Annotated in this window: 5 protein-coding genes; 1 reads left to right on the forward strand and 4 read right to left on the reverse strand. The window is 74.0% G+C overall.

The features are described 5' to 3' along the window. The first annotated feature begins 47 nt into the window (after nt 1-47). Nucleotides 48-716, forward strand: a complete 669-nt coding sequence (locus tag ACIP5O_RS33005; protein ID WP_401300254.1) for a TetR/AcrR family transcriptional regulator — start codon at nt 48-50, stop codon at nt 714-716. Between the two features lie 146 nt (nt 717-862). Here the strand turns inward: ACIP5O_RS33005 and ACIP5O_RS33010 are convergent, their stop codons facing one another. From ACIP5O_RS33010 to ACIP5O_RS33025, 4 genes are all read right to left on the reverse strand, one after another. Then, nucleotides 863-1,876 carry a TetR family transcriptional regulator gene (locus tag ACIP5O_RS33010; RefSeq protein WP_401300256.1) on the reverse strand — a complete coding sequence of 338 codons (1,014 nt, stop codon included), beginning with the start codon at nt 1,874-1,876 and terminating at the stop codon, nt 863-865. A 220-nt stretch (nt 1,877-2,096) separates the two neighbouring features. Beyond that, entirely contained in the window at nt 2,097-3,011 is a 915-nt protein-coding gene (locus ACIP5O_RS33015) for a DMT family transporter (protein ID WP_401300259.1), read from the reverse strand. Between the two features lie 109 nt (nt 3,012-3,120). Next, on the reverse strand, nt 3,121-4,677 hold the full coding sequence (locus ACIP5O_RS33020) for an ABC transporter substrate-binding protein (protein ID WP_401300262.1): 1,557 nt from the start codon (nt 4,675-4,677) through the stop codon (nt 3,121-3,123). Between the two features lie 144 nt (nt 4,678-4,821). Then, nucleotides 4,822-6,000: S8 family peptidase (locus tag ACIP5O_RS33025; protein ID WP_401300265.1), on the reverse strand; the 1,179-nt coding region annotated here is incomplete at its 5' end.

Genomic DNA, 6,000 nt, shown 5'->3' on the forward strand with positions numbered 1-6,000 from the left:
GTGTCCACTTATCTTGGGGAGAACTTGAGGGAAGTAGGGTCGGGCCCATGAGCGACGACGAGCAGCGGAGCGGCGGAGCCGACGCCGTGCACCGGGTCGACGGTCTCCTCGGCGACCTCCAGGCCGCGGACGAGCGGCCGGTCGCCCCGCGCAGACGCGCGGACGCCGAGCGGAACCGCGCCCAGATCCTGGCCGCGGCCGAGCGGCTCTTCGCCGAACAGGACCCCCGGTCGGTCACCATGGACCGGATCGCCAAGGCCGCCGGGGTGGGCCGCGCCACGCTGTACCGGAGCTTCCCCGACCCGTCCTCGGTCGCCGTCGCGCTGCTCGACGAGCACGAACGCCGGCTCCAGGGGCAGCTCATCTACGGACCCCCGCCGCTCGGGCCCGGCGCGCCGGCGGGGGAGCGGCTCGCGGCGTTCTACCTGGCGATGCTCGACCTCCTCGAACGGCACCTGCCGCTGGCACTGGGGGCGGAGACGGGCCCGGCGCGCTTCCGGACGGGCGCGTACGGCTTCTGGCGCGTCCACGTCCGGACGCTCCTCGTCGACCACGGGGTCGAGGACCCGGACCCGTTGATCGACATCGCGCTCAGCCCGCTGGCGCCGGAGCTCTTCCAGTTCCAGCGGCACGGACTCGGCCTGTCGGCCGAACGCGTCGGCCGCTCGCTGACGGCCTTCGCCCGCCAGTTGCTGCGGTCGGGGGACGGGCGCTGACGGCTCCTCGGGCGAGGGCGCCGGGGGCGGACTCCTCGAAGGGGGGCGCGGGGCGGACTTCTCGAAGGGAGCGCGGGGCCGGACGGCACCGACGGGGGCTCGGCCCGTCGATGCCCTCGGCCCGGTGTCGCTCGGGCCGGTGCCGCTCAGGCCGGCATGGGTCGTGAGGCGTGCGGGGCCGGCCGGGGCGGGGGCGTGGGGCCCGGCGTCGGGTGGGGGGCCTGCCCCTGGGGGCGCGGACCCGGCGCGGCGGTGCGCGGGGTCGGGGGGTGAAGGCCCGGGACGGCGGGGGCGTGCGGGGCCTGGGCGCGCGGACCCGGCGTGGCGGTGCGCGGGCCCTGGGTGCGCGGGCCCTGGGGAAGGGGGCCCTGCGGGTGGGGAGCGGGGGGCGGAGCGGAGCCGTACGACGTCTGCCCCGGCGCGAGGGGTGCCGGGGTCGAGGTCGGGCCGGGCTTCCGCGCGGGGGCGGCAGGGTCCTGCGGCGGCTGGGCGGCCGGGTGGACGAGGCCGGGCAGGATCAACTCCCAGATGCGGCGGAGCCGTTCCTCGGCGGAGCCGTGCAGGGCGCCGCTCTCGGGGACGCACGGCCCCTGCGGTCCGCCGTCGCCGAGGAGCCGGAGCGCGTCGGCCGGGGGACAAGGGCAGCGCATCTCCAGCTCGACCCCGGTGACCACGTAGCCGATCAGCGTCGCGACCGCCGTCGCGTCCACACCGGGACGCAGGGCCTTCTCCGCCACCGCGTACCGCGCCAGACGGCTCACCTCGCGGCGCCAGGGGCAGTCGCGCGAGGAGGCGGGATCGGTCGGCTGGAGTTCGCGGGCCAGGCGCTCACCTGCCCGGGCCACGGGGTCGGTCTCGAAGAGCCGGATGAGGGCGTGGGTGGTGATCACCAGCTTGTCGACCGCCGTGCCGCCCACCCCCTCGGTCGATAAGCAGGCCGACTCGACGGTGACGCCGGTGACCGCGCGGGACCGGGCGCGCACCGCGACCGCCAGGTCCGCCTTCGTCGCGAAGTGGAAGACCAGGGCGCCCGTCGTCACGCGGGCGTCCCCGGCGATTCTCGCCAGGGACGCCCGCTCGTACCCCAATCTGTCGAACACCCGAGCGGCGGCCGACAGGATCTCCTGTCTCGTCCGCTCTGCCCGTTGCTGAATCGCCATCGGCTCCCCCGTCGGCTTGGTGGTGCAGGAGGTGTCGGAGTGCTGTGTCCGGGCATGTGCCCGTGGCCGACTCGAAACTATCCGGCCGGACGGTGGCGAAACGTCGCCCACCGTACGTACGGCCGGAATGAGGGGGTTGACGGGTGCGCCCCTCCCAGGTCGCGGGCGTACGACCCGCGTCGGACGCCCGCGAAGTGACCGGAACCGGCGGTCCGGCCCGTCAGGTGGATTCGGCCGTTCCGGTGGCATCGGAGCGTCGCGGCCGGGAACGGGAGACGGCCACGCCCGCGAGGCACAGCACGCCCCCGGCGAGGGTGAGCGGCCCGGGCAGTTCGCCCAGGAACGCCCACGCGAGCAGCACCACGAGCGCGGGCACGGCGTACGTCGTCGCGCCCATCCGCCCGGCGGTCGTACGGGCCAGGGCGTAGGCCCAGGTCGTGAACGCCAGCGCGGTCGGGAACACCCCGAGGTAGACCATGTTCAGGGTCGCCGACAGCGGGGCCCGCCCCACCTCTCCGGCCAGCTGCCCGGCGAACGGCAGGCACGCCACCGCCCCCACCAGGCACCCGAACGTCGTCACCTGGAGCGCGCTGCCGTGCGCGAGCGCCGGCTTCTGGGCGACGACCCCGCCCGCGTACGCCATCGCCGCGAGCAGGCAGAGCGCGACCCCCAGCACCGAGGCGTGGCCGCCGGAGGAGTCCCGGGACATCGAGAGGCCGACGGTCACCGCGCCCGCGAACGACACCGCCATGCCCGCGAGCAGCCGGGGCGGCAGGGACTCCCCGAGGAACCGCGCGCCGAGCAGGGCGATCAGGATCGGCCCGACGTTCACCACCATCGCGGCCGTGCCCGCGTCGACCTCCTGCTCGCCCCAGTTGAGCACCACCATGTACACCCCGAACCAGAGCAGGCCCGAGACCGCGATCCCCGGCCGGGCGGCCCGGGGCGGCAGCCCCTCGCGCCGCACCAGGAGGACGGCGCCGAGGACCAGGGCCCCGGAGAGGAGCCGTCCGAGCGCGAGCGCGCCGGGGGAGTAGGCGGCACCCGCGCTGCGGATGGAGACGAAGGCGGAGGCCCACAGGACGACGGTGACACCGGCCGCGACGAGCGCGAGCCGGGGGGATGACTTCTGCATGCCCCGACGGTAGGCGGCGGACCCTTCGGCGCTCACCGCAATATCCCGGGGAACGGGAGGACGGGACCCCCGGGAGTCCGGGGGTCCCGAGGGGACGGCTCCGCGTCGTCTACCGCTGCCGGCCCAGCTCCCACAGCCGCCACACGCCGCTGTCGTCCGCGACGAGGTAATGGCCTCCGGTGACCGTCGGGCGGGTCACCACGTAGGTCTTCTTCTGCCAGAGGGGCACCAGCGGGACGTCCTTCGCCACCACCCGCTGGATCGCCCGGAACCGCTCGATGCTCCTGTCGCGGTCGACGAACCGCTGCGTCGCCTCGATGGAGCGGTCGATCTCGGCCGACGCGTAGCCGTTGTGGAGGGTGTTGCCGCTCCCCACCAGCGGCTGGACGAAGGTGTCCGGGTCGGGGAAGTCGGGGCTCCACTGCAGGACGTAGGCGTCGAACTCGCCGCTCTTGTACCGTTCCTGGTACCTCACCCAGTCGGCCTCCTCGACCAGCTCGACCCGGAACAGGCCCTTCCTCTCCAGCTGCGCCTTCAACGCGCGTGCCTCGACGGCGGCGTTGCCGACCTGGTGGCCCAGCGTGATGCGCACCGGGGTGGACACGCCGGCGTCGCGCAGCCGCCGCGTCGCCCAGTCCGGGTCCGACTCGGGGTAGACGTCGTAGAAGTCGGTGCCGTGCCCGGTGACGCCCCGGGGCACGAGGGAGTAGAGCGGCGACACCGTGTCCTTGAACACCGCCTCCGCCAGCCGCCCCCGGTCGACGAGCGCGGCGACGGCTCCCCGGGCCGCGACCCGGCTCAGCGGGCGGTGCGCCGGGCGCGTGTTCAGGACGAGGTAGCGGCCCACCGTGCTCTCCCCGACGGAGAGGCGCGCGTCCGGGTCCCCGCCGTTCTCGAGGGAGGCGAGGGTCGCGGAGGTGAGCCCGGCGTGGGCGACGTCGATCTCCCGCGCGTTCCAGGCCTTCTCCACCTCCTGCGAGGTCGGGTAGTAGCGGATCTCGACCGGCTTGCCCTCCTTGGGGACGGCTCCCCTGTACTTCGGGTTCGGGACGAGGCCGATCCGGACGCCCTTCTCGTACGAGGAGAGGAGGTACGGTCCCGACCCCGGGAAGGTCTGCCGCGTCCGGAGCCCGTCCCGGGGGAACTCGGCCGGATCGACGACGGACCCCGCCGGTGTGGCGATCTTGGAGGGCCAGGTGGCGTCCGCCGTCGCGAGGTGGAAGGTCACGAAGGGGCCGTTCGCCTCCACGGAACGGAGGTTCGCGAACAGCGGCGAGGGCCCGAGGGGATCCCGGATCTCCAGGATGCGGTCGAACGAGTGCTTCACGGCCGCGGCGGTGACCGGATGCCCGTTGGAGAACGTGAGGTCGTCGCGCACCTTGCACCGATAGGTGGTCAGGAGCCCGGTGAACCCGCACGATTCGGCCGCGTCGGGCCGGGGGACGGTCGCCCCGGGGTCGAAGGTGAGCAGGCTCTGGTAGATGTTGCTGTACAGCGCCCAGGACCCGCTGTCGTACCCTCCGGCGGGGTCGAGGTGGGTGAGGCTGTTCGCCGTTCCGACGACGAGGGGCTCTTCCGCCGGGGTCGTCAGCGGCAGCAGCCGGTAACCGCAGGCCGCCAGTAACACGCAGGCTCCCGCCGCGATGCCGAGGCTTCTGCGCTTCATGTGAGTGTCTTCCTTCTGCGTGGGGGGATGAGGCCGTGGGGAAGCGGGGGCGACCGGCACGACACCGGACAGCCCCGGCGGAGGGGAAGCCGCCGGGGCTGTCGGGCATCAAGGGGGGAAGGGCCGGTCGGTGCGGAGCCCGGGTCAGCCGCCGGTGACGGCGCTCAGGGTCTTGTCCGCGTCGGAGAGCCCGGCGCCGCAGCCGCCGGAGCAGGTGCCGGGCAGGGCGCGCGTGTTGCCCTTGATGGTCTGCTCGATCTGGGCCGGGGTCAGGGCGGAGTTCTTCTGCTTCAGCAGCGCGGCCAGGCCCGCGATGTGCGGGGCGGCCATGCTGGTGCCCTGGTAGGAGGCGTAGGTCTCCTTGTCCGGCGTGGTGGCTCCCGTGTTGAGGGTGGACCAGATGCCGTTCGCGCGCACGGCGGTCTCGCCGCCGGGGGCGGTGACGTCGACGACCTTGCCGTAGTTGGAGTAGGCGGCGCGGTTGCCCTCGCGGTCGGAGGCGGCGACGGTGATGACGTTGGCGCAGCCGGCCGGGCTGTAGGCGGCGGCGTCCTTGTTGTCGTTGCCGGCGGACACGACGACGGTGGTGCCCCGGTCCCTGGCGCCCTTGAGGGCGGCGTTGTAGGCCTGGTCGCAGGTGAACTTGCCGCCCAGGCTCATGTTGATGACCGCGGCGGGGTTCTTGTTGGCGGGGACATTGGTCACGGTTCCGCCCGAGGCCCAGGTGATGGCGTCGATGATGTCGGAGGTCGACCCGCCGCACCTGCCCAGGACGCGGACGGGCAGGATGTTCGCCTCGTGGGCGACGCCGACCGTTCCGTATCCGTTGGCCGCGGCGGCGATCGTGCCGGCGACGTGGGTGCCGTGCCAGCCGCTGTTCGTGTCGCGGGCGGGGACGGGGTCGCCGTTCTCGTCCTTGCCGCACTCCCCGGTCTTCAGCCAGTCGCCGGCGTCCGAGGGGTCGCCGTCGCGGCCCCCGCCGTCGTTGGCCGTCCAGGTGTTGGAGATGAAGTCGTAGCCCGGCAGCACCTTGGCGCTCAGCTCGCCGTGCTTCGTGATGCCGGTGTCGAGGACCGCCACGGTGACGCCCTTGCCGGTGGCCTGCTTCCAGGCGGAGGGAACGTTCATGCCGGCCGTGGTCTCGTACAGGTCCCACTGGGCCTTGTACTCGGCGGGGTCGACCGCGGTGGCGTACACCCGGCGGTCGGGGACGACGTAGGCGACGTCCGGGTCGGCGAGGAAGGCCGCCGCGACCTTCTGCGCGTCCTGGACCTTGTCGGCCTCGGGCAGTTCGACCAGGGCGGCGCCCGTGCCCAGGCGGCG

It is taken from the genome of Streptomyces sp. NPDC088915 (assembly GCF_044749825.1).
Lineage (GTDB): Bacteria > Actinomycetota > Actinomycetes > Streptomycetales > Streptomycetaceae > Streptomyces.